At 46.4% G+C, this 22,432-nt stretch carries 22 protein-coding genes; 11 read left to right on the plus strand and 11 right to left on the minus strand.

Annotated features, from left to right (window positions below; translation table 11 throughout):
* Positions 1 to 14 precede the first annotated feature (14 nt).
* Both ACOIT5_RS01135 and ACOIT5_RS01140 read right to left on the minus strand, forming a co-directional pair.
* Entirely contained in the window at positions 15 to 2,732 is a 2,718-nt protein-coding gene (locus ACOIT5_RS01135) for a family 78 glycoside hydrolase catalytic domain (RefSeq protein WP_423128634.1), read from the minus strand.
* A 77-nt stretch (positions 2,733 to 2,809) separates the two neighbouring features.
* Positions 2,810 to 3,787, minus strand: a complete 978-nt coding sequence (locus ACOIT5_RS01140) for a GlxA family transcriptional regulator (protein ID WP_423128635.1) — start codon at positions 3,785 to 3,787, stop codon at positions 2,810 to 2,812.
* Positions 3,788 to 3,918: 131 nt separating this feature from the next.
* Here ACOIT5_RS01140 and ACOIT5_RS01145 point away from each other — a divergent pair, with 131 nt between their 5' ends.
* From ACOIT5_RS01145 to ACOIT5_RS01155, 3 genes are read left to right on the plus strand one after another with little or no spacing between them, the layout of a single operon-like run.
* Positions 3,919 to 4,785, plus strand: a complete 867-nt coding sequence (locus ACOIT5_RS01145; protein WP_423128636.1) for an SRPBCC domain-containing protein — start codon at positions 3,919 to 3,921, stop codon at positions 4,783 to 4,785.
* Between the two features lie 11 nt (positions 4,786 to 4,796).
* Positions 4,797 to 5,234 carry a VOC family protein gene (locus tag ACOIT5_RS01150; protein WP_423128637.1) on the plus strand — a complete coding sequence of 146 codons (438 nt, stop codon included), beginning with the start codon at positions 4,797 to 4,799 and terminating at the stop codon, positions 5,232 to 5,234.
* Positions 5,235 to 5,257: 23 nt separating this feature from the next.
* The gene (locus ACOIT5_RS01155) at positions 5,258 to 6,700 is read left to right on the plus strand and encodes an MATE family efflux transporter (protein ID WP_423128638.1); all 1,443 of its coding nucleotides are present in this window, start codon (positions 5,258 to 5,260) and stop codon (positions 6,698 to 6,700) included.
* A gap of 12 nt (positions 6,701 to 6,712) precedes the next feature.
* Here the strand turns inward: ACOIT5_RS01155 and ACOIT5_RS01160 are convergent, their stop codons facing one another.
* Positions 6,713 to 8,275 (minus strand): beta-N-acetylhexosaminidase, encoded by a 1,563-nt coding sequence (locus tag ACOIT5_RS01160; RefSeq protein WP_423128639.1) that lies wholly within the window; start codon positions 8,273 to 8,275, stop codon positions 6,713 to 6,715.
* A gap of 102 nt (positions 8,276 to 8,377) precedes the next feature.
* Positions 8,378 to 9,469 carry an NAD(P)/FAD-dependent oxidoreductase gene (locus ACOIT5_RS01165; protein ID WP_423128640.1) on the minus strand — a complete coding sequence of 364 codons (1,092 nt, stop codon included), beginning with the start codon at positions 9,467 to 9,469 and terminating at the stop codon, positions 8,378 to 8,380.
* A 344-nt stretch (positions 9,470 to 9,813) separates the two neighbouring features.
* On the opposite strand from ACOIT5_RS01165, the gene ACOIT5_RS01170 reads away from it, so the two are divergent.
* A complete protein-coding gene (locus tag ACOIT5_RS01170; RefSeq protein WP_423128641.1) occupies positions 9,814 to 10,986 on the plus strand; it encodes an IS4 family transposase in 1,173 nt (390 codons plus the stop codon).
* A gap of 78 nt (positions 10,987 to 11,064) precedes the next feature.
* Positions 11,065 to 11,463 carry a hypothetical protein gene (locus ACOIT5_RS01175; protein ID WP_423128642.1) on the plus strand — a complete coding sequence of 133 codons (399 nt, stop codon included), beginning with the start codon at positions 11,065 to 11,067 and terminating at the stop codon, positions 11,461 to 11,463.
* 1 nt (position 11,464) lies between these two features.
* On the opposite strand, the gene ACOIT5_RS01180 is transcribed toward ACOIT5_RS01175, so the two are convergent.
* The 7 genes from ACOIT5_RS01180 to ACOIT5_RS01210 all read right to left on the minus strand — a co-directional run bounded on the left by ACOIT5_RS01180 (position 11,465) and on the right by ACOIT5_RS01210 (position 17,501).
* Complete coding sequence (locus ACOIT5_RS01180; RefSeq protein ID WP_423128643.1) at positions 11,465 to 12,703, minus strand: tetratricopeptide repeat protein; 1,239 nt, start codon at positions 12,701 to 12,703, stop codon at positions 11,465 to 11,467.
* A 142-nt stretch (positions 12,704 to 12,845) separates the two neighbouring features.
* Positions 12,846 to 14,300 carry a TonB family protein gene (locus tag ACOIT5_RS01185; RefSeq protein ID WP_423128644.1) on the minus strand — a complete coding sequence of 485 codons (1,455 nt, stop codon included), beginning with the start codon at positions 14,298 to 14,300 and terminating at the stop codon, positions 12,846 to 12,848.
* A complete protein-coding gene (locus ACOIT5_RS01190) occupies positions 14,293 to 14,682 on the minus strand; it encodes a BlaI/MecI/CopY family transcriptional regulator (RefSeq protein WP_423128645.1) in 390 nt (129 codons plus the stop codon). The genes ACOIT5_RS01185 and ACOIT5_RS01190 overlap by 8 nt, the downstream gene beginning before the upstream one ends.
* A 273-nt stretch (positions 14,683 to 14,955) precedes the next feature.
* Positions 14,956 to 15,165 (minus strand): Beta-galactosidase C-terminal domain, encoded by a 210-nt coding sequence (locus ACOIT5_RS01195; protein ID WP_423128646.1) that lies wholly within the window; start codon positions 15,163 to 15,165, stop codon positions 14,956 to 14,958.
* A complete protein-coding gene (locus ACOIT5_RS01200; RefSeq protein WP_423128647.1) occupies positions 15,152 to 15,670 on the minus strand; it encodes a hypothetical protein in 519 nt (172 codons plus the stop codon). The genes ACOIT5_RS01195 and ACOIT5_RS01200 overlap by 14 nt, the downstream gene beginning before the upstream one ends.
* A gap of 102 nt (positions 15,671 to 15,772) precedes the next feature.
* Entirely contained in the window at positions 15,773 to 16,567 is a 795-nt protein-coding gene (locus ACOIT5_RS01205; RefSeq protein WP_423128648.1) for a CHAD domain-containing protein, read from the minus strand.
* Between the two features lie 58 nt (positions 16,568 to 16,625).
* Entirely contained in the window at positions 16,626 to 17,501 is an 876-nt protein-coding gene (locus tag ACOIT5_RS01210; protein WP_423128649.1) for a cation diffusion facilitator family transporter, read from the minus strand.
* Positions 17,502 to 17,631: 130 nt separating this feature from the next.
* Here ACOIT5_RS01210 and ACOIT5_RS01215 point away from each other — a divergent pair, with 130 nt between their 5' ends.
* From ACOIT5_RS01215 to ACOIT5_RS01240, 6 genes are all read left to right on the plus strand, one after another.
* Complete coding sequence (locus tag ACOIT5_RS01215) at positions 17,632 to 18,321, plus strand: hypothetical protein (protein ID WP_423128650.1); 690 nt, start codon at positions 17,632 to 17,634, stop codon at positions 18,319 to 18,321.
* A gap of 78 nt (positions 18,322 to 18,399) precedes the next feature.
* A complete protein-coding gene (locus ACOIT5_RS01220; RefSeq protein WP_423128651.1) occupies positions 18,400 to 19,089 on the plus strand; it encodes a tRNA/rRNA methyltransferase in 690 nt (229 codons plus the stop codon).
* A gap of 57 nt (positions 19,090 to 19,146) precedes the next feature.
* Positions 19,147 to 19,704, plus strand: a complete 558-nt coding sequence (locus tag ACOIT5_RS01225; RefSeq protein WP_423128652.1) for an RNA polymerase sigma factor — start codon at positions 19,147 to 19,149, stop codon at positions 19,702 to 19,704.
* A gap of 11 nt (positions 19,705 to 19,715) precedes the next feature.
* Positions 19,716 to 20,270, plus strand: coding sequence for a hypothetical protein (locus tag ACOIT5_RS01230; protein WP_423128653.1), 555 nt, complete (start codon positions 19,716 to 19,718; stop codon positions 20,268 to 20,270).
* Positions 20,254 to 21,291, plus strand: coding sequence for a hypothetical protein (locus ACOIT5_RS01235; protein WP_423128654.1), 1,038 nt, complete (start codon positions 20,254 to 20,256; stop codon positions 21,289 to 21,291). The genes ACOIT5_RS01230 and ACOIT5_RS01235 overlap by 17 nt, the downstream gene beginning before the upstream one ends.
* 148 nt (positions 21,292 to 21,439) lie before the next feature.
* The gene (locus ACOIT5_RS01240) at positions 21,440 to 22,342 is read left to right on the plus strand and encodes a DUF6263 family protein (RefSeq protein WP_423128655.1); all 903 of its coding nucleotides are present in this window, start codon (positions 21,440 to 21,442) and stop codon (positions 22,340 to 22,342) included.
* Positions 22,343 to 22,432: the final 90 nt, after the last annotated feature.

Below are 22,432 nucleotides of genomic sequence, written 5' to 3' on the forward strand. Positions count from 1 at the left end.
AAATTTTTGCTTCGTTAATTCACGGTAAACTGGTATTTCCCGGAGCCGATCTTAACCACCACATATCCATTTTCAGGGCCAACGAGTTCGATAGCCCGCTGTACATTTAAGGCCTTACCGCTTTCCTTTACTTTCGAGACATCTGTAGCCGGGATGTAAACGGTTGCCGTGGTATTCACCGGGATTTCAACATTCAGGTTCAGTTTTCCTCCTGAAATTTCCCAGCCTGAAGCTACTTTTCCGTAATACGTTTCCAGTTCGGCTTTTGCATGCGATAATTTACTGCTAACGTGTGGCTTAATCCGTATTGATTTATAACCGGGGGTTTCCTGCCCGGTATCAATGCCGGCCACCACGCGATACATCCAATCGCCAATAGCCCCGTACGCATAATGGTTAAATGAGTTCATGCCGGGCGTTTGAAAGGTACCGTCGGGCTTGATGCCGTCCCAGCGTTCCCAAATGGTGGTAGCGCCCATCGTAACCGGGTACAACCACGAAGGATATGATTTTTGAAGCAGGAGTTCATAGGCTACTTCGGTATAACCAAAACGCGAAAGGACGTGACACAGGTAGGGTGTGCCCAGGAACCCGGTAGTAAGATGGGTATCGTACGAACGAATATTATCAACCAGGCGTTTAGCTGCCTGCGCTCTCAGATTTTCAGGCAACATATCGAAGTTCAGGGCCAGCACATAGGCTGTTTGCGTACCCGAAACCAATCGTCCGCTGGCAGTGAGGTATTCGTGAACAAAAGCATCTTTAATTTTCTGAAGTAATTCGCCGTAGGTTTCCACATCGTCATCCAACTCCAGCGTTCTTGCGGCATGAATCAACAATTGCGTTGAGTAAGCATAAAAACACTGGGCGATCAGGTTTTTATCGGTGACTGCTGCAAGTCCCGAATTATCATCAAACGGACGATAGAAGAGCCAGTCTCCGAAAGAGGATTTCGGCATCCACAGGTTGCCGGCGCTAAGCCCCCGGATATAGTCGACCCAGGCTTTCATGCTGGAATATTGTTTCTCCAGCATGACTTTATCGCCGTAAGCCAGGTACATTTCCCAAGGGGCAATGGTGGCCACATCGCCCCAGCCGGGACTACATTCCCCGTTATTTATGACGTCGGGAACGACATAAGGCACTCTTCCGTCAGCCTGCTGGTCGGCAGCCACATCTTTCAACCACTTGGAAAAAAAGCTGTGTACTCTGAAATTAAAGGTGGCGGTACGGGCAAAAGCCTGGGCGTCGCCTGTCCAGCCAAGACGTTCGTCGCGTTGCGGGCAATCGGTTGGCACATCAACAAAATTACCCCGCTGTCCCCATTGGATATTCTGCTGCAGTTTATTCACCAGCCCGTCGGAACAGGTAAATGAGCCGGTCTGTTTCATATCCGAATACAGCGCGGTGGCCGTAAAGTTCTCTGCTTTGATTTCGCCCGGATAGCCTTCAATTTTAATATACCTGAAGCCCTGCCAGGTAAAATGCGGCTCAAACTTCTCTTCTCCCCCACCTTTTAAAATATAAGTATTTTTCTGTCTGGCTGTTCGTAAGCTTTCGGTATAAAAGTTGCCTTCCTTGTCCAGTACTTCCGAATGATAAATGCTCACCTGGTCGCCGGCTTTGCCCGACACCTTCATCTGCACCCAACCAACCAGGTTTTGTCCAAAGTCGATGACTTTCTCCCCTTTGGGGGTCGTAATCAATTGAACCGGCTTAAAAACCTCTTGTTTTTTAACCGGCTCATTCTCTGTAGCCACCAGGTTAATAACCGGATAATTGGCCAGGCTGATATCATTCCATTCGGTATCGTTATAACCGGGCAGGGTCCAGCCGTTTTTTTCGAGCCGGGCATCGTAAGTTTCGCCATGATAAATCTCGGAATACCTGATGGCTTCGGTCGAAGAACGCCAGGAACCGTCGGAGACAACCGTTTCTACGGAACCATCGGTATAGATTATCTGCATCTGAAATAACAAGGCCAGCTTGTCTCCGTAAGCATCAATTTTTCCGCCAAAGCCGATGTTGCCCCGGTACCAGCCATTTCCCAGGGTGACGCCAATGGCATTCTTTCCGTCCTGAATCAAATTTGTCACATCGTAGGTTTGGTACTGTAACCGCTTATTATAAGACGTCCAACCCGGGGCAAGGCATATGTCCCCCACCCTTTTACCGTTCATCTCCGCTTCGTACATGCCTCTCGCCGTGATAAAGGCCACAGCCAGTTTTACTTTTTTGTTGGTTACAAATTCTTTCCTGAAAATCGGCGAAGAGCGCTCTTTCTCCTCACGAAATCCAGGCTCAATCCATTTGGCCGTCCAGTTTTCGGGTCCCATAATGCCCATCACCCAAAAAGCCGGTTCACTCCATTTCGACACTTTATCCTGATCGTCCCATACGCGAACCTGCCAGAAATATTTTCGTCCCGGCTGCAAGGTACTTCCCGTAAAGGGAACATAGACATTTTGATCGGAAGGAATTTTACCGGTATGAAAAATCAGATCAAGCCCTTTAAGCAAGGATGACAAATCTTCGCTGACCCGGATTTCAAAAGCAGATTGAGTCACATTCCGGGCTGATGCCTGCATTTGCCAGGTAAGACGCGGATAGATTTCACTCACGCCAACCGGGTTGATCTTGTTTTCAACAAACAAGCCGGCTACCTGTATCTGAGCTAAACTGACCGCAACGGTTAATTGAAGCACGCCAAAAAGAAGCCATAATTTTTTCATAATCATTTGGTTAGTTTTTTCCTGAAATAGTAATTCGTTAGGTTGAATGAACTGTTTAATATACAAAAAAATACTTCTTATCCCGAAACCATTTTGTTATACTTATTCCGGTATTCCACCGGAGTCAGGCCTGTAATTTTCTTAAAAGCCGTTCGGAAAGCTTTGGTATCGGTATACCCCACCTCAAACATCACTTCATTGATATTTTTACGGCTGGTTTCAAAGTTTCGTTTGGCCACTTCCACCTTCACGCGCTGAATATACTCCAGCACCGAGTTGTTGGTCGCCCGCTTAAACCTGCGTTCAAAACTTCGCCGTCCGACAGCGATTTTATCCGCCAGCACATCCACGTTTATTTTTTCTTCGACATTCTCCTCGATGTACTCCTGCGCTCTTTTAACTGCCTCGTCATCGTGTTCTTTTTGTCCTTTAAATATGGCAAACGATGATTGACTGTTTCGGCTGATGTCGATGGCAAAATATTTTGAAACCAGGACCGCTATTTCGCGGTCAGTAAACTTTTCAACCAGGTGCAACAACAAATTCCAGTAGGAGTTGGCTCCCCCGCTCGAGTAGATTCCGCTTTCCTCGGTGACAATGTTCCCGTCCTGAACAAGCACATCCGGAAACATTTCACGGAATTTATTGGTAAAACTCCAGTGGGTCGAACATTTCCTTCCATCAAGCAACCCCGTCGACGCCAGCAAAAATGCCCCGACACAAAGAGAGGCAATTTCTGCCCCTTTGTCATACTGATCGCGCAACCACGGCACGAACGCCCGGTTCATTTCTATCGCTTTGGCCAGATTGCCAAATAAGGCGGGAATAATAATCAGATCGGTCCGGTGAACGTCGCGGATCAACCTGTGCGGACGAACCGAGTAACACCCCTCGCTCAGTTTAATTTCTGCTTTAAAACCAACCAGTTCAACCTTAAACAAGGGTTTCCTGCCCGACATGGCCAGAAACCGGTTAACGGCGCTAAAACAATATTGAGGATCGGCAATAGCTTGTATCACCGAACTCTCAGGAACAAGGATGGTTATATTTTTCATAACTCAAATATAAAAAATCTTGTCGTAATCCGCCTCACATTTGTCGTTTTTGCCCAGCTCATATGTAAAGGAGCGGTGGTAAATTTATCCTGTCAAAACTGATAACAGGAAACTTATTAAGAAATTACAACATGAAAACAGAAGAAAGAACAATGATTACCATTGGGGTAACGATCCATGCTCCGGTTGAAAAAGTGTGGAAATTTTGGAATGAACCGGGACACATCACCCGTTGGAACGCTGCCTCAGACGACTGGCATTGCCCGCGGGCAGAAAACGATTTACGCCCGGACGGAAAAATTATTGCCCGTATGGAAGCCAAAGACGGAAGCCAGGGATTTGATTTTGAGGGAATTTACGATGAAGTACTCCCCCATGAACGAATTGCTTACACCCTTGCCGACGGAAGAAAAGTAAGGATCAGTTTTAAGGGGAACGGAAGCGAAACCCTTGTTGAAGAAGTGTTTGAAGCCGAAAATGTTTATCCGCACGAGATGCAGCGGGAAGGTTGGCAGGCTATCCTGAATAACCTGAAAAAATACGTCGAAGCGTCCACACTGCATTTCGAAATCAGTATCCATGCCGGGGCCGGCAAGGTATACCAAACCATGCTCGACCAGGAACGATGGATCGAATGGACCGCGGAATTTAACCCGACTTCTTCATACAAAGGTTCATGGGAAAAGGGATCCAAAATCCTGTTCCTGGGAAGCGACCAGGATGGCAATATGGGAGGAATGGTTAGCCGGATCAAGGAAAATATCCCCAACCGTTTTATCAGTATCGAACACCTGGGCATTATTCAGAATGACCGGGAAATAACCAGCGGACCTGAAGTTGATGGTTGGGTCGGCGCCCTGGAGAACTATTCGTTTACCGAACAAAACGGAAAAACCTTGCTATCGGTCGATCTGGATACCAATGAAGAATTCAAATCCTATTTTACAGAAACATGGCCCAAAGCCCTGAAAAAATTAAAAACAATTTGTGAAAACTAAATCTCAAAGAAATGGCAACAGTAAGCACTTACCTTAATTTTTCGCGCAATACCGAGGACGCATTCAATTTTTACAAATCCGTATTCGGAACCGAATTCAACGGGCAGGGAATCATGCGGTTCAAAGACATTCCGCCCGAGGCATGCCCGCCCTTACCTGAAGAAGATAAAAACCTGGTGATGCATGTGTCACTGCCCATCCTGGGCGGACATGTCCTGATGGGAACCGACGCGCCTGAATCGATGGGCTTTAAGCTGAGCATGGGGAACCATGTGTACATCAACCTCCAGCCCGACACCCGCGAAGAAACCCGGCGTCTGTTTAAAGCGCTGTCGGCAGGCGGTACCGTAGAACAGGAACTGCAGGATATGTTCTGGGGCGATTATTACGGAAGTTGCAAGGATAAGTTTGGCGTACAGTGGATGTTTAATTGCGATGAAAAAGTTTGACATCGAAAAATTAGTGCAGGCTTATGAAGGATGATAATTTCAATCAGTCAGATTATTCAGACCAGCTTACCGTATCCAGACGGTTCACCCTTTGGCAGGAGCTCAAAGAGGCCATCAGGGGGACCGAAGCCGACTATACAAAAATCAGCATAAAAAAAGCCATTTTCCTGCTGGCGGTGCCCATGATCCTGGAACTAATCATGGAATCGACTTTTGCAGTTGCCGATATTTACTTTGTAGGCCGGCTGGGACCATCGGCAGTTGCAACCGTGGGACTCACCGAAACCTACCTGTTCCTGTTGTATTCGTTAGCGATGGGCCTATCCATTGCTGTAACGGCCATTGTAGCCCGCCGGATTGGTGAAAAAAAGAAAGAAAGCGCCGGGATATCAGCTGTCCAATCCATATTTCTTGCGCTGGTGCTCTCCGTTCCGTTTGCCTTTGCGGGGATTTTCTTTGCAAAAGAATTACTCACCCTGATGGGAGCAGATCAATGGACCATCGATGTCGGTTATCGTTATACCCAATGGATGCTTGGCGGCAACCTGGTCATCATCCTCTTATTTGTGATTAACGCCATTTTTCGCGGAGCCGGTGACGCAGCTATTGCCATGCGTATCCTTTGGATTGCCAATGGCATTAATATCCTGCTGGATCCCGTCCTGATCTTCGGTTGGGGCCCCTTCCCCGAGATGGGGATTGAAGGGGCGGCCATCGCCACCAACGTGGGCAGAGGTTTTAGCGTGCTGATTCAGCTTTGGTTGCTTTTCAGGGGAGGGAAACACATCCGGGTAGCGCTCTCGCAAGTGTACTTGAATGCAAAAGTCATGTTTAGCATCCTGCGCACGGCTTTGGGCGGCATCGGACAAATGCTTATTGGCATGACTTCGTGGATCTTCATCATGCGGATCCTTGCTGACCTGGGCAGCGAAGCGGTGGCCGGTTCAACCATTGCCCTGCGGATCATGATGTTTACCATGATGCCCGCCTGGGGACTGTCGAATGCAGCAGCAACATTGGTCGGGCAAAATTTAGGCGCAGGCAATCCCGAGCGCGCCGAATCAACCGTGTGGAAAATCGGATTCTATAATATGATCTTTTTGATCGGCGTTGCCATCATTTATTTTTTCTTCAACGAGCAACTCATGGGCATTTTCACCGACGATGCCAGGGTGTTGGCCATTGGAGCCGAGTGGTTGCAAATTTTATCGTACTCCTACTTTGTTTACGGTTGGTGGATGGTTTCCGTACAGGCATTCAACGGCGCCGGCGACACAAAAACGCCCACCTACATCAACCTGGTATTTTTCTGGCTGATACAAATTCCCTTGTCCTATTTTCTGGCCATCAAACTGGGCTGGCAGCATTCCGGTGTTTTTTGGGCCGTTTTTGTATCCGAAACCTCGGTAGGCTTGTTCACCCTGTGGCTATTCAAAAAAGGAAAATGGAAAAAAATGACGGTGTAAAACTAAAACATCCTAATCCATCCAGGGCACCCGTGCCGAGGGATAGAAATTCAGTCCCTGAGCTTTAAAGCGTTCGCCGTGTCGGGCCAGCCGAAATTTATAGTCATCCCAATTTCGCAGGCCGACCGGCGTCCAGCCAATTTCTGCATATCCCGGAAGTCGGGGAAATACGAGGTATTCCAGTTCCGAACGGTTGGTGACCGTCTCAGTCCAAAGCGGAGCTTCAATGCCCAGGATGTGCTCCCGGGTAATGCCTTCTTCGAGCAAGGCCGGATCCCAGTTGTAGGCAGTATCCACTTCAATTAAGCCGGCCCAGCTCAGGCCAATCGGCGTAAGCGAGTCATATTTCATATCGAGGTAAGCTTTTTTTGCCGGCGACATAATCAGTTTCACCTGCTGATGAACTCCATTCGCTGCATTTTCGGCGCTGGACCAGTATTGAGCAACTGAGCGTTTATCCAGGCTGGCAAGCGTTATCTCGTCCCAACCAAGCATTGTTTTATGATGCGAATAAACAATATCCTGCACCCGTTCGATAAAGGGAATATAATCTTCCACCTTTGTTACATGAGATTCGTCGCCCCCGATATGAATATACGGGCCGGGTGTGATGCGGGCCAACTCGCCGATCACATCATTGATAAACTGATAGGTAATTTCCTTATCCGTACACAGCGTACTAAACCCCACATCGGTGCCGGTATACAATTCACGGGCTTTTCCGTCGCAGTTCAGTTCGGCATACGATGCCAATGCTGCGTTGGTATGGCCGGGCATATCAATCTCGGGAATAACGGTGATGTAGCGTTCTGTCGCGTAATTCACCAGGTCAGTATACTCTTCCTGCGTGTAAAAACCACCTTTACCGCCGCCAACCTCGGTGCTTCCGCCAATGGCTGTCAGTTGGGGCCACGATTTAATTTCAATCCGCCAGCCCTGATCGTCCGACAAATGTAAGTGCAGAACATTAAACTTGTAAGTTGCCAATAAATCAATGAAATGTTTAACATCGTCAACCCCGAAAAAATGACGGGCAACATCGAGCATCGCTCCCCGGTATTCATATTCGGGAAAATCGCGGATGGTACCTCCTGCAATCACCCAGGGCCCCTGTCCTACCGAAGCCGATTCAAGCGAGGCAGGTAATAACTGCCGGATGGTCTGAATTCCTCTGAAAAGGCCTTGCGGGGAGTTGGCGGTCAAACGGAGAAGTTTTTTCGTGATTACCAGCTGATAGCCTTCTTCGCCCAACGCTTCATCCGCCTCCAAACTCAGGTAAATACCTGCGGAGGGCGCTTTGGTTACCGGCTGAACCTGCAGTCCAAAACCGGTTGCGGGATTCAGTTTGTCCGCCAGCAATTCTGCTACCCGGGTTATGGGCGCTGATCCTTCAGGGACACTGATGACTGTTTTCGGCGTCAATTCGAAAGCCGAGCCGTTTGCGACAACCGAAACCGGTTGCGGGATCAGGGCGGCTGTTGTCAGGTCGGTCGGTTCCGGTCCCGAGCAGGAAAGCAGGCCGGTACAGCCGGATATCAGCATAAAGAAACCGAATTTCGCAAGTTTTCTTTTCATGATCTGGTTGATTTTAAAATACTTTAGCAAGGTATAAAATCGACGCCGATTAAAAAAGGCATGTTCAAAAAAATGGCGTCCGGATTTGACTCGGTGTTTACGTCACTGACCATCCGATGAACCTGCCCGACGGGAGTTATCGGTTTTCCCGGGATAATACCGCCCTAAATCCGTCTCCGGGTGAAGCGTATCCGGCTTGCCGGTCAGGCAGGCTGCAAAGCGCGCGGCCACAAAAGGCCCGACCAGGCAGCCTTTGGCGCCCAAACCATTAAAGATGCCGATACCAGGATAGTCGGGGTGCAATCCAACTACCGGCCGGCGATCGTGTGTGGTAGGCCGGATTCCGGTCTGATGGCCGGTAACGACAAAATCGCCGGAGAATACCTGCTCCAGCTTACCGGTTAATTCGCTTTTTGCTGCGTCGGTAGGCTGTTCATCCAGTTCATCCCAGTTATAGGTTGCACCCAGCCGGAATCTCTCTTCGCCTGCAGGCATCAAAAAGACGGATTTATTGAGAATATGGTCCGATTGATAACCAGCGATTGTCAGGTCCAGCACCTCCCCTTTCGTATGTTTATACTTCACGTCCTTAAAAAAAGGATTTTGACTACCGCGGTGTCCTTCACAAAAAATAATTTTTGAGGCTTCGATATTTTTGTAAGACATTTGCTTCCCGTCTGTGTTTAACAACTTAAAATCAAAGGTTTCTGCGAAAAGCAAGCCGTTTTGTCCAAGATATTCCCGAAACGCAGCAATCAATCCCCTTAGATCCACCCGCCCTCCTTTTTCAACCCAACCACAGCCGTAAGCCAGCTTCAGCCGGTCGTACGATGAATAGTCGGGCAAATGGTTTAAATAAGCTCCAAGTTTATTTTCTGCCGCCTTTTTCTGCCAAAATTCAGCATCGCCGGCGCCAAACACTTTTTGAATTTTCATCGGGAAAAAGAATTTTTGCCCGAGCAGTATTTCCAACCGGCTGTAGGTGTCGGTCATCACAGGAAAAAGCTCATCAACCAGCCAGCTTTTGGCCAGTCGTTTGAAAACAACCGGGTTCACCAGGCCGGCAGCCACTTCTGAAGCTTTTTTATAGTCAGCGCTATCGATAAAAAGTACCTGTTGCCCTGCTTGAAGCAACTCAAAACCCAGCAAAGTCCCGGCAAGTCCCTGACCAACGATCAAAAAATCGGCTTTCATACCCCAATGACAATGATCGTCTGTTTTTGTTCACAACCAAAGCCAATCCCGGTTCCTCCCGCCTTTATCCCTTTGAACAACCAATTTTTCGGGTGCAACGGTGCGGTCGGGTTAATCTTATGGTCATACACAGCTGTTTCGGAGGAAAAGAGCGAAGGCTTTTTAAGATAACTGTTATTTTTGCACCGCCGGATCAAACAAAAAATTGATTGATCAACACTAGTGTCTATTAATTTTTGTTAAAAATCTTCATATCTATTTTATGCACAGAATACTAAACTCTCAAAACCTTGTCGCCCTTTTGAATTTTGTTCCTTTGCACCCACGTGCAAATTTGAACAGGTATGAATGTCGGCAAATATGTTTTCGCGCAGATTGTGCAGTTTCTCCCGAAACGCTACTTCGAACGACTGGTAATCAAAAACAAAGACAGGACAGCCAGAATGGCCCCATCCTACTGGAGTCATATGCTGGTCATCATGTACGGACAGCTCATAGGCTGCCATAGTCTTAGGGAACTCACAGATGTCACTATTGCTCATGCCAAAAGATCGTTTCACCTTGGATTTGGAAAGGTACCCATCAACAGGAGCGTTCTTTCCAAAGCAAATAACCTCAGAGACCCTGGAATCTTTGAGAAGTTTGCCTTTTACATGGTGTCTATTGCCCAAGCCAAACGCATCACTAAAGAGTTTGAACTCCACGGAAGGTTCTATGCCATTGATTCCACTACCATCGACCTGTGCATGTCGGTCTTTAGATGGGCAAAGTTCAGGAGCACAAAGTCCGACATCAAGATTCATACTCAAATTGATATTGCCACCGAAATACCGGTCTTCTACAGAATCAGCCATGCCAATGTTCATGACACCAAGTCCATGGACTGGTTTATATACGAACGGTACGCTTGCTATGTATTTGATAGAGGTTACTTTGACCTCTCTCGGCTTTACGCGATTGAACAGGCTGGAGCTTTCTTCATCATACGGGAAAAGTCCCGACCTGATTATGAAATTACCGAAGGAGAAGACATGCTTGAAGGGGATGACAATGTCCTGCGGGATCAAACGGTTAGGTTCACAGGCAAGAGAAACAGTGGAAACTATCCGGTTCCGCTCAGGCGCATCGTATTCTATGCCCCTGACCTTGGACGGGCCTTCACCTACTACACCAACAACTTCTACCTCAAAGCAAAAGAAATTGCCCTTCTTTACCGCTACAGATGGCAGGTCGAACTGTTTTTCAAATGGATTAAACAGCATCTTCGTGTTAAATCTTTTTGGGGTGAATCTGAAAATGCAGTCCGGATACAGATACATGTCGCCATCATCACCTATTGTCTCGTCGCTATTGTTGAACACGACCTCAAACTGGATAGGCCTGTTGTTGAGGTCATGCGTATCCTTGGCAATTCCCTGCTGGTCAAGGATCCCATTCAAGAACTCTTGGCTCCTTGGACAAATAAGGACTGTGATGATAATGATTGCCAGCTGCATTTGGACTTCAAATTGAATTAACATTTTTTAATAGACACCAGTGATTGATCAATTTGCTGTCCGGCTTGTTTTAATTTAAACATTTTAGTTGATCAGGTTATGTTGATTTTATTGGGCATTTTGTTGGGCATGTTTGTGTTAATGGCGTTGGGGACCCTGATTGTCAATAAATACAGCAGGAAGAATGCGAAAGAGGAGCTTATGGAGACCCCTGTTGAAATTCCGCTGGATTGCTGCGGAGCACACGAAGTCTGCGAATTTGAAGAGATGCTGAAAAACCCGGAAGAGATCGTCTACTACGAAGATGAAGATTTAGACCGCTACCGGGGCATGGCGTCCGACCAATACAATGATCAGCAGATTGAAGAATTTCGCGATGTCCTGTACACGCTGCACAGCGAAGAAATTCGCAAGTGGCTGCTAAGCATCGAACGCCGCAACATCCAGTTGCCGTCCATTTTAAAACAGGAAGCCTTTCAACTATTGACGGAAGCCTGATCTATTCTTCGAAAAACAGTTCTTCCTTGATCTTTTTGATCCGGTCGAGGGCATACGCCGCATTCCGGGCCTGTTCTCCGGCTTGTTTCAAATAATCGCGGTAATAATGCAGGGCGATGGTTTTCTGGAAGTCGAATTCCTCGTAAGTTGTCGCAATTTCAAACAACAACTCGAGCTTTTCCGGATCAAGGCGCATGGCCTCCCGGTAAGCTTCGATTGAAAGCTGATACTCGCGCTGCCAGCCATACACCTGCCCCAGGTGATGATAAATTTCGGCCAGGTAAAAAGGTGTCGCCGTTTCAATGGCCAATTTGAAAAACCCGACACTTTCCGGGAATTGTTTCAACTTTTTATATGCGGCGCCCATGTAAAAATTAACAATCGGGTCATTCACCGTTTCCTGATAACATTTTCCAAGTACATGCAACGCGTCTTCTTCCTGCTGCGAAAAATACAGGCAAATGCCGTAATTCTTCAGCACGCTGCGCGATGAATCGTTCATGGCGATGTATTCGGCATAAAAAGGCAAAGCTGCTGCATAATCTTTATGCTGAAAATATGTTTCCGCCTGTTTCACCAGCAGCGCCGGGTGACCGGGAAAAATCAGCAGTCCCCGGGCACAGGCCGTAACAGCTGCTTCTTTATTCTCCGCTTTATTGTAAATCGCAGCCAGGTTTAAATAAACATTCAGGTCGCGGTTCTGTTGTGCGGCCAGCGTTTCGTACAGGTCAACCGCCTGTTTCATGCGGTTGGTCCGGTAAGCAGTATAGGCAAAATACCGGTTAAAATACGGGTTTATCGAATCCGTTTCGTGAATCTCCTGGTAACAAACATACGCGTCGTTCCAGGCTTTGAGGTTGATATACGCCTGGGCCAGTTTTCCTTTTAGCCGGAGGCTGCCGGGCTTAAGGTTCAAGGCTTCCCGAAAACAAGCGGCAGCATCGGTCGAATTGCCCATGCCCAAACAGGCTTCGCCCAGTTCTTCCCGGTAAACCGCCTCGGCGCTGTCGACCCGGCAAGCCAGTTTGAGCGAAGAAACCGCGGTTTCGAAATCCATCAGTTTTTCACAAACCACTCCCTTTTTAAAATAGAGTGCAGCTGACGGGTTTTTAGCCAATTCTTCATCAAGTTGTTGAAGCGCCTGTTCATAATCCCGGTTCAACATCAACTGGTCGATGTTTTGCGAAAAACCGGAAAAGAAAGCGAACACCAGTACCGGTAAAATTAGTTTTCTGAACATGATTTTTTGGTTTATCGGTATAAGGCTGTCAGAAAAATGAAGAATCGGCTGAGCTTCTCTGAAAGTGCTTCAGGCTTGCCTTTTGAGCGCCTGAGAATGGCCTACGACGATCACAGACATCTTTTCTGACAGCCTTCCCTGTTTATTCCAAAGAAAATTTGATGGGTACCGTATAGCTTACAGCTACCTCTTCGCCGCGTTGTTTCCCGGCTTTCCACGACGGCATGCCCGATACAACCCGTAAAGCTTCCTGATCGAGGCTCGGATCAACACCTCGTACAACCCGGGCATTCCTGACCTGTCCGTTTTTATCCACAACAAAACTCACGAAAACTCGTCCCTGGATGCCTTTATCCTGTGCAACGACAGGGTATTTAACGGCGCCGGCAATATATTTGCGCAAAGCCTCTTCACCTCCCGGATATTCAGGCATTTCGTCTACAACAAAGAAAACCGGTTTGCCGTCGATGGTTTGCTGAACCGGCTCTTCCTTTTTCTCCTGATTGATTTCGACTACCGGTGAACCTTTCCGGCTCACCCGCAACTCGCCGTTTTCGATCGACAGGATTTCATAATCAGCAGACGTCTTGAAGAATTCAATAAATTCATTCAAGCTATCTTCCTGAGCATACATGGTAATTGTTTTCAAACCATCGGTCATCACAATCCGGCCTTTTGCCGCGGCCTCCTTCACTTCCTCTACTTGCCCGGTTTCGGCTTTTTCGCAGGCAAAAAAGGCCACTAACACCAAAGCAACCAGCAGGCCGCCGGTCAGCTTGACTGCGGCTAATTTTGAAGATCTTATTTTTGACATCATTTTCAGTCTGTTTTTAATCAAGGAATAATTGAAATGATTGGCCACCTGAAATTGCCGGCCAATAAACTGCTGTAACAAAATTTGTTTGTACTCGGCGACATTGGTTTCGCCGGCTAATACGGCCTGATCGGCCAGGTACTCGTGGTTTTCGCGTACTACCCGCTTCAAAAGCCGGATAAACGGGTTAAACCACTGAAATACGGAAATAATTTCAAGGATCAGGATATCATACGAATGGCCTTGTTTCACATGCTCCAGTTCGTGCATCAGCATTTTTTGCCATCCGGCTTGTTGTTTCAGGGCTTCACCCACAAAAACAAATGAAAGAAACGAAAACGGGCTGATTTCTGACTTGATCACCACCAGCTTTGTCCCGTTCTCTTCAATCAGCCGATTAGTCCGGATGATTGCCAAAATCCGGATGATCCGGACCAACAGCCGGCTTGCAAAAAACAACAGGCCAAGCAGGTAAATCACAAGCAGGTAAGTACTGGTTGAAACAGAACCGGCAATGCTTTCGGAAACAGAACTCCCGTAAACCGATACCACCCCCAACAAATTTGGAAAGGGAGTTACGGTGATCTCGCCCAAAAGCACAGGTTCCGGATCCAGGATCTTCAGGTGAATCAACGGCAACACCAGCGAAAAAAACAAGGCTGCCAAAAGAAAATAACGGTTCGTCCTGAAGTAGGTCTCTTTTCGCAAAAGTATAAGATACAGGAGGGTGAACAGCCCCAGGCTGATGCCCGATTCAAAAATATAATTGACAAAATCAATCATGGCCACCATTATTTGGGTTGTCAAGCTCCTTGCCGACCTCTTTCATTAATTCTTCGAGTTCGGTAAGGCTCATCTGGTCTTCCTTCGCAAAAAAAGAAACCATTTCCTGAAATGAATTCCCGAAGTAACTGCTCAGAAAGTTCTTGAAATATGCGCGAGTGTACTCCTTTTTACTGATCACCGGGAAATACCGGTGCGTTTTCCCAAAGGCTTCATGGTCGACAAATCCTTTTTTTTCGAGGATACGAATGATTGTTGAAACCGTGTTGTACGCCGGTTTTGGGTCCGGCATTTTTTCGATCAGGTCTTTTACAAACGCTTTTTCAAGTTTCCACAGAATCTGCATAATCTGTTCTTCCGCCCTGGTGAGTTCTTTTATCATGATCAAATAGCTTATTTCCAAAAAATAACAAATATCACACCAAATATAACTATAAAAATAGTTTTTAAACTAATCACTTAGTTATTTGAGTGAAAAAAAATAATCCGGGGCGAATTCAAGGAGGAATCATTGTTTTCATAAATTAAGATTTTAAGGTTAAACAAATATGAAAACAAACATACAACTAATATTTTAGTTTTCAAACTAAAATATTAGTTGTATGCCGGACAAGTTATTTTCAGTGATCGTTTAACGATTAAATTCAGTCAGTTCTCATTGTATTTTCCACACCGCGACACCGGCCGGGAGCAGCTGCCTGCTCCCGATCAGGATCTCTGAACCCTCAGGAATTTCGATCTGATACTCCTTGTCTGAATAATTTAACGCGATACCAAAACCATCACGGTACTCAACCATGATTCCTTCGGCATAATTTTCAACCGGGATATCCAGGCGGCTATACGATCGTTCAATAAACGGCATAATCGATGGTCAACTGTTCATAGCCCAGCTGACCTTTCGTGACAGTTACCGGCCGTATGCCGCCCTGCCCGTCCCAGGAATTTGCATACAATTTATTGTCCTCTTCAATGAATACCGAATAAGTGCCCGGGGATAGTTTCACCTGGAAAAAGCCTTCGTGGTCAGTGGTAATCCGTTGCCGCAACAAGGTATTCACTGCGGTAAAAAACGGCCCGTAACCTTCCACATCGTCTGCCGTGGTATATTCGTAAATACGAATGGTCCGCTTTACCGGGTACGAGCGGCAACCATTGTCCGACGGGTTTAGCCCCACCATTGGCATACAGTTTCCTTCTTTCATAATCAAGGTGCCGGCAAAACCCTGCTGGATGGTAATTTTTTCCTGGTTATACCCGTGTAATTCGGCGATGGTGTTCCAGTCTCCCTGTTCATGTTCGGTCCGATCGCACGAAAACAGGAACAATGCAAAAAAAAGAGACAGGCAGATGAAAGAAAAGCGTGTCATAAGCTGATTTTTTGTTTGTCTTTAAGATGAGGAGAGCAACTTGATCGTTGCGTTGAGAAAACAAAATTTTTTTACAAAAATTCGAAACAGGCTCATTTTCAGTCAGAAACTGTCAAGAAAACTACAAATCTCCGTTCGCCTCAACAAAGCGTTTTTTTCTTTCCGGTCAATCAAATTTTCGAGATAAGCTTTGTTTTTTTGAGCTGTGCGCCGCTTAACAAAAAGCTTCAGCGAATTGGTCAACACCACTTCGTCGTGCCAGTTCCCCATGATTCTGTTGATCTTTTTGATCGCGGGAGTTGGTACTCCTGCAAGATCCCGACCGTTTACTTTGCGATGCAGGATTAGTCCATCGCTCAGGGCCTTGAGCTGTATCCGTATCTTATGCAACAACCGGTCATCGGTTACTGCTTGCTTTAGCAGGCAGATTTTTTCCTGTTTATAGGCGATGTAGGCAGAAACGGCCGCCACCGGCCCGTCGTTGTGAACCGACTGAACGCCTTGCAGGCAGGTCCGCCCCAACTGCTCCAGGCGGCAACGGTCAAACGCATTGATTTCTGCCTGCAAAAAACGGATCGCCCGCTTCTGAGCTCCCCGTAAATAATTGAGGTACGACGCCAGGTAATCGGCTTTACGCCGCGAGAGGGCCAACTCGTTCACCTGCGCCTCCCGAACCCGTCCGGCAAACAAAAATAACCGGTTGATCAGCTTCTGGTATTCCTCCTTCGCCCCAACGGTAATCCCCGAAAAGTCGAGTACCGACAGCAAAGTACGTAATTTCCGGGCAACCACGCGTAATTTATGAACATCCTCCACTCCGGCATTGGCCTGAACGCGATCGAGACAACGGTTGAACAGAGCAAACTGTTTATTCATATCGTTTAGAAATTGATCCATGTTTTACCTCCGTTTTTTTTTTGCAAAAGGAACAACAGGAGACGAAATTTCCGGTTTATCAGCATTCGGCAAATGCATCCGGACAGGCATATTCAAATTGAAGGGTGACATGGTTGATCCCGAACCCACTCTGCAACAACTCGTTAATTTCATCGCTGACCACTTGTGTTTTGGAAAGCTGTAAATCGTGAGTCAGTTCGACATGCGCCTCAAAATGTATTGAGCGGTCGGTTAAGCGCCACAAATGGATGTGATAAACCCGGCTGACGCTTGCCAGTTTTTCCATCTGCGTTTTCACCTCTTCCGCCTGAATGCCGGCAGGCGCAAACTGCATCAAAATCTCGGTCGACTCTTTCAGCAATTTAAAGGTATGAAACAGCAGGTAAAAACTGATCAGCAAGGTTACCAGCGGATCGATCCAGGTCCAGCCCCACAACCAGATAAACAAAGCTCCGGCGACGACCGCCAGCGATGTCAGCGCATCGCCGAGCAGATGCAGATAGGCTGCTTTCACGTTCAGGTTACGGTGCATGTCTTTATGCAGCAAAAAAACCGAAGCCGTATTGGCCACAAAACCCAGGGCTCCCAGCCCGAGCATCCAGCGGAAATCAACTTCCTGCGGATGAAAAAAACGCTCAATGGCCTCCAGCATCAAATAAAATGAAATGGCGATCAGTACCAGCGCATTGATAAATGCAGCAAGGATCTCGGCCCGCTTGTAGCCATAGGTCCTTTTGGCAGTTCGTTCTTTCCGGCTCAGCCTGTCGGCAATGTAAGCCAGAAAAACGGCCACTCCGTCGCTCAGATTATGAATGGCATCCGAAATCAGAGCCAGACTGCCTGATATCAGGCCTCCGATAACCTGGCTTACGGTAATAACCACATTGAGCACAATCGTAATTCCTAAACGGTGATGCGTATGATATTCCGACATAAACTGTTTTTTTAATCTCTCTACCGGTAATTTCTAAAAAAAGGTAATGCGTCAAACCCAATCATAATCAAAATTCAGTACCTTTAAAACTGTCTCAAAAATAATTAAGTACAGTTAAACTAACAATCCGATGCGTAAAGTGTTTTTTGTTCTGCTTCTGATTTTACCCGGAGTACAGGGACTCACCCAAACCGGGATTGTATACGACTTCCGACTCTATGATTCTCCGGGTATCATGAATTCGCTGAAACGGTTAAATACGGAAGTATCATACGACCAAATGGGCGGCTCGCCGTTTTTAAACAATGAATTTGTATCCGGCGAAATATTTCTTACCGACAGCACTTCCTATAAAAATGTTCCCTTACGCTACAACATTTATACCGACAATATGGAGTTCAGAGACAAAAGCAACCAGATACTGGAAGTAGGCGATCCGCGGAAATTTGACCGTTTTGAACTAAACGGAGCCGTTTTCAGGTATCTGCCATACAACAGCGGGAGCCGGACCGAAAGCGGCTATTTGCTGGAACTGACTCCGGGAAAGGCAACGCTCTACAAAAAAATAAAAATAAGCCTGCGTAATGCCGTACCGCCACAGGCCTATAAAGATGCAGAACCGCCAACATTTGTTTCGGTGCCCCCTGAATATTACCTGGCCCTGACAGGTCATGAAACTGAAAAGGTGAAAAGTAACAAACATCTCACGGAATTATTGAAACCCATACAGCCTGACATTGACGACTACATTAAAAATGAAAAGCTGAAACTAAACAAAGAAGAAGACCTGATCAGGGCAGTCAGTTATTGTAACCGGTAAACCGGATTTTATCATGTAATTAATGCTCATCATCCGCTCATTTGGGCTTTGTCGGTTATATTTGTAAAAATTTCATTTATGAACATGGTATTCATCCTGGTTGAACCGTCGACTCCCGAAAATGTGGGCGCCGCAGCCCGCGCTATGAAAACAATGGGATTTGGAGAAATGCGCCTGGTTAATCCCTGCGACCACCTGAGCGGACCTGCCCGCTGGCTGGCTCATGCCTCGAACGACATCCTGGAACAGGCGCAGGTTTTCGCTTCATTCGAAGCAGCCATCTCCGACCTGGATTTTGTTATCGGAACAACGGCCAAGCAGCGTTTGGTTAAAGAAGATTATCTTTCAACCCGCGACTTGCCCGGCCTGCTTCTCGGGAAAGGACAAAGCATTCAAAAAGTGGCTATTGTTTTTGGCCGCGAAGACAGCGGTTTACGCAACGATGAACTTAAACAATGCGACCTGGTGAGCACCGTACCGCTGCAAACCAATTATCCGTCGCTTAATCTGGCCCAGGCCGTCATGTTATATGCCTACGAATTGTCGTCGTTAAAAGCCTGCAAAGCAACAGAAACAAAGTCAGTCAACGAAAACGGATTCCGCTCGCTGAAAGAAAAAACGGCAGCCATCCTGCTCGATCTGGAATTCAGGGAAGATTCGGCCATTTACCCGCGCATCCTGGAACGCCTTAACTTCTTATCGGAGAGCGACATTCACTTAATTCACTCGATTTGCAACAAATATCTGGATCAGAATAAATCAAACTGATGCAACATCCCGGGTTTTCTGTTCGTCTTTTGATCAGAATTAGCTTAAAAATCAGTTTTGGAAGCGCTGTATAAAAATATTCATCAGGACATTATTGATCGTTGCCGCCAAGGTAACCGCGAAGCACAGTTCCAGTTGTACAAGCTGTATTACAAGTCGATGTACAACACCTGCCTTCGGATGGTCGGCAACGAAGCCGATGCGGAAGACATCATGCAGGAATCATTTTTAAACGCTTTTAAAAAGATTGACAGCTACGAAGGAAAAGTGAGTTTTGGCGCGTGGATAAAAAAAATTGTCATCAACCGTTCGCTGGACTATTTAAAAAAACGCAAGGTGACCTTTGAAGAAATAAACGAAAAACTGGCCGATGAAATTGAAAATCCGCTCATGGAAATGAGAGAGGTGGACCTGGAAAAACTGAAAAAAGCAGTCATGCAGTTACCCGAAGGTTACCGGGTGGTATTAAGCCTCTACCTGCTTGAAGGATACGACCACGATGAGATCTCGGAAATTCTGCACATCACCAATGTTTCGTCGCGAACACAGCTCCTGCGGGCCAAAAAGAAACTTCGGGACATCTTGTTAAAAGAAGAGATTTTTTCATTCAATTAAAACCGAAAAACATGATTGATATACTGGAAAAGACAATTCGGGAAAACAAAGAAGCATTTGAAACGGATGCACCGGAGGGACATTTTGCCCGGTTTGAAAAGAAACTCGACAACGGGTTCAACAAAAAAAGGACACCAGGACTGAAAACCTATCTTCAGATTGCAGCCGCAGTATTGCTGGTTGTGTTAGCCGGTAATCAGGTTCGCATTTATTTTAGCCCTGAAAAGCCGGCTCCGGTTAATCTGTCCTCCTTCTCTTCCGAATACGGAGAAGTTGAATTTTATTATACCTCGGCCATTAACCAAGGCATGCGCGAGTGGGAAAGATACATCCGCGACGGACTGATCCCCGAAGAAAACCAGAAACTGATGGCCGCCGAAATAGCCGAATTTGATGAAACTTATGCCCGCCTGCAAAAAGAGCTGGAAACCAATCCCGAAGACGACCGGATCGTAAACGCCATGCTCGAACTTTACCGGACCAGGCTAAGCATTATCACCTTAATTATAGAAAAACTGGAAGAAGTTAAACAACAAAAACTGAATAATCATGAAACTGAAATTTAAACACCTGCTGCTCGCCTTTCTTATGGTGCCGTTTACGGTTCAGGCAGCCCAATACTCAAAAACAGTCCGCCAGGGTTATGCCAAATCGCTGGTAACGGCGCTGAACATCACCAACAAGTTTGGAACCATCGAAATTAACGACCGGGGCGGCGATTCAGTCACCGTAAGCGCAACTATACGGGTTGAAAGCATCAGCGAAGGAAAAGCCAGCCAATTGATGGACCTGATCCGGATTGATATCCGCCGAAACGGGGGCTTACTGGAGGTGAAAACCATTATTTCCGATAATTTCAAAACAAAAGAAAATTTTTCGATCGATTACGCCATCAATATTCCCAAAGACCGGAACCTGACTGTTGATAACAAATTTGGCAACGTCGTGGTAAAAGAACTGGAAGCTAAAGGCCAGTTCGCGGTTGGTTACGGCAACCTCAGCGCCGGCGTGCTGAATGCGCCCTCCGGCTCCGACATTTCGCTCGACCTTTCTTACGGGAAAGCCGACATCGAATACGTGACCCAGCTAAGCGGCGATATAAAGTACTCGAAACTGTTCATCGGCGGAGCCAACCGAATGAAACTGATCAGCAAATATTCCGGATTGAACATCGACGAAATAAAAGAACTGCAACTGGATTCAAAATATGATGGCGTGAGCATCTCGGAAATAACCAGTTTGTCGGCCCTGTCAAAATACACAAATTATAAAATTGAAGAGTTGAAAAAAGAACTGAAAATCAACACCGAATACGGATCAATCCGCGTCAATGAAGTAAGCGCAGATTTTAGCCGGATTGAAATCTCAAACAGTTACGGCGGAATCGTGATCGGACTAAACCAGGCCAGTTATCAGCTGGATGCGCAGTGCGACTATTGCGATGTGAACTACCCCACAGACCGGTTCAGGGGCGACCGGATAAAAAACAATACCAAACTGGAAATCAGGGGAGCAGTTGGCGAACAAACCGGGAACAAAAACGTCATCATCAAAAGCCGGTACGGAAATATAAAATTGAATAACTAAAAAATACAGCCTGAAACAAAGACCGCAGCACAACGCTCGCGGTTTTTTTGTTCTCATCCTTGCCCGAACAAATGATGATTTTTATGTCAGAATCACTTATATTTGCAACATAAAAAACATTCTTCTAAATCTCTAACTTTTTCTTCTTATGAAAACAAAACTTTATACACTAATTACATGCGCCATCTTTCTGTTAATCAACACGTTTACAGCGCAATCAAAAGTCTTGTTACGCCTGAACCTTGAAAAAGGCGCCACCTACGAAATGACCATGGTGATGTCGAACAAGATTGACCAGGAAATGATGGGCCAGAACGTAAAAATCGATCAGAACATGGAAATGCTGCTCTCCTACCTTGTACTCGAAGTTTTGCCGAACAATAATTTTTTGGTTGAATATTCGCTTCCAAAGATGAGTATGAAAATGAAAGTCAATGGTCAGGAAATGAATTTCGATTCGGAAGACACGGCCGAAGATAACCCGGTAAACCAATCGTTAAAAGAGTTAAACCTGTTTAAGATGCAGTTTGAACTGACCCCGAAGGGAACCGTTGAACGAATTAGCGGATTTGACGAGTACGCCGAAAAAATCAGCGGGAACCAGTTATTGCAGCAATCGATGCAAATGTTTACCAATGAGGGAAATTTCGAATCGTTTATCAGCCAAACATTTAATTATTTTCCGGAAAACGAAGTCGGTCCCGGCGACAAATGGACCGCTTCGTTCCATCTGCCTGCCATTATGAACATGGAAACCATCATGAACTTTGAAGTCGTCAGCATTGAAAACGACCGGATTAACCTGAATGTCACCTCAGACATCAACATGGATACCCCGATCGAGCAGGGAGAGATGAAAATGAACATGAAAATGTCGGGGAGTCAGCAGGGGAACATGGTTATTAACACCGGCGACGGCTGGCTGCGCGATTCGGACCTGGTTCAAAAATTCGACATGAACATGAAAATGAAAAATCCGCAAAGCGGTGAAGATCTGGAAATTCCGATGCAGATGAATTCGATTGCGAAAATCTCCGTTATCAAAAAATAGCTGATTTATGCACCAATGTAAAATTACAGTATAAAAAAACGACCGTAAGCGCTGTGCTTGCGGTTTTTTTTTAATTTTAGTGTGCTGAAT

The organism is Gaoshiqia hydrogeniformans (genome assembly GCF_049347105.1).
Taxonomy (GTDB): domain Bacteria; phylum Bacteroidota; class Bacteroidia; order Bacteroidales; family Prolixibacteraceae; genus Gaoshiqia; species Gaoshiqia hydrogeniformans.

Bases quoted from the DNA above. Each gene is read 5' to 3' on its own strand.
- ACOIT5_RS01180 (WP_423128643.1), bottom strand. From the start codon at position 12,703: ATGTTCAGAAAACTAATTTTACCGGTACTGGTGTTCGCTTTCTTTTCC.
- ACOIT5_RS01140 (WP_423128635.1), bottom strand. From the start codon at position 3,787: ATGAAAAATATAACCATCCTTGTTCCTGAGAGTTCGGTGATACAAGCT.
- ACOIT5_RS01210 (WP_423128649.1), bottom strand. From the start codon at position 17,501: ATGTCGGAATATCATACGCATCACCGTTTAGGAATTACGATTGTGCTC.
- ACOIT5_RS01240 (WP_423128655.1), top strand. From the start codon at position 21,440: ATGAAAACAAAACTTTATACACTAATTACATGCGCCATCTTTCTGTTA.
- ACOIT5_RS01190 (WP_423128645.1), bottom strand. From the start codon at position 14,682: ATGATAAAAGAACTCACCAGGGCGGAAGAACAGATTATGCAGATTCTG.
- ACOIT5_RS01215 (WP_423128650.1), top strand. From the start codon at position 17,632: ATGCGTAAAGTGTTTTTTGTTCTGCTTCTGATTTTACCCGGAGTACAG.
- ACOIT5_RS01170 (WP_423128641.1), top strand. From the start codon at position 9,814: ATGAATGTCGGCAAATATGTTTTCGCGCAGATTGTGCAGTTTCTCCCG.
- ACOIT5_RS01145 (WP_423128636.1), top strand. From the start codon at position 3,919: ATGAAAACAGAAGAAAGAACAATGATTACCATTGGGGTAACGATCCAT.
- ACOIT5_RS01235 (WP_423128654.1), top strand. From the start codon at position 20,254: ATGAAACTGAAATTTAAACACCTGCTGCTCGCCTTTCTTATGGTGCCG.
- ACOIT5_RS01135 (WP_423128634.1), bottom strand. From the start codon at position 2,732: ATGAAAAAATTATGGCTTCTTTTTGGCGTGCTTCAATTAACCGTTGCG.
- ACOIT5_RS01205 (WP_423128648.1), bottom strand. From the start codon at position 16,567: ATGGATCAATTTCTAAACGATATGAATAAACAGTTTGCTCTGTTCAAC.
- ACOIT5_RS01185 (WP_423128644.1), bottom strand. From the start codon at position 14,300: ATGATTGATTTTGTCAATTATATTTTTGAATCGGGCATCAGCCTGGGG.
- ACOIT5_RS01230 (WP_423128653.1), top strand. From the start codon at position 19,716: ATGATTGATATACTGGAAAAGACAATTCGGGAAAACAAAGAAGCATTT.
- ACOIT5_RS01165 (WP_423128640.1), bottom strand. From the start codon at position 9,469: ATGAAAGCCGATTTTTTGATCGTTGGTCAGGGACTTGCCGGGACTTTG.
- ACOIT5_RS01160 (WP_423128639.1), bottom strand. From the start codon at position 8,275: ATGAAAAGAAAACTTGCGAAATTCGGTTTCTTTATGCTGATATCCGGC.
- ACOIT5_RS01175 (WP_423128642.1), top strand. From the start codon at position 11,065: ATGTTGATTTTATTGGGCATTTTGTTGGGCATGTTTGTGTTAATGGCG.
- ACOIT5_RS01220 (WP_423128651.1), top strand. From the start codon at position 18,400: ATGAACATGGTATTCATCCTGGTTGAACCGTCGACTCCCGAAAATGTG.
- ACOIT5_RS01155 (WP_423128638.1), top strand. From the start codon at position 5,258: ATGAAGGATGATAATTTCAATCAGTCAGATTATTCAGACCAGCTTACC.
- ACOIT5_RS01195 (WP_423128646.1), bottom strand. From the start codon at position 15,165: ATGCCGTTTATTGAACGATCGTATAGCCGCCTGGATATCCCGGTTGAA.
- ACOIT5_RS01200 (WP_423128647.1), bottom strand. From the start codon at position 15,670: ATGACACGCTTTTCTTTCATCTGCCTGTCTCTTTTTTTTGCATTGTTC.
- ACOIT5_RS01150 (WP_423128637.1), top strand. From the start codon at position 4,797: ATGGCAACAGTAAGCACTTACCTTAATTTTTCGCGCAATACCGAGGAC.